This is a genomic window from Streptomyces sp. NPDC001157 (assembly GCF_053598255.1).
Genome location: NZ_JBSFJW010000003.1, coordinates 265138 through 265436 on the forward strand (window position 1 = coordinate 265138; position 299 = coordinate 265436).

Below are 299 nucleotides of genomic sequence, written 5' to 3' on the forward strand. Positions count from 1 at the left end.
CCTCTATCTGCGCCACGGCAACCGCAGTCACCGGGCCAGTGTGGCCGGTGAGGGTGGCATGTTCAGTTCCCACCTCCAGATCCCACACCCGCACCGTGTTGTCGCGGCTGGTGGTGACAGCATGAGGGCGGCCCTCGATCTGCGCCACGGCGACCGCAGTCACCGAGTTGGTGTGGCCCGTGAGGGTGGCCCGTACGGCCCCCGCCTCCAGATCCCACACCCGCACCGTGTTGTCGCGGCTGGTGGTGACAGCATGAGGGCGGCCCTCGATCTGCGCCACGGCGACCGCAGTCACCGAG

Annotated in this window: 1 pseudogene; it reads right to left on the bottom strand. The window is 69.2% G+C overall.

The annotated features are described in order from the left end of the window. Positions 1-299 (bottom strand): annotated as a pseudogene (locus ACWDAG_RS07325) (WD40 repeat domain-containing protein); the annotation flags it as partial.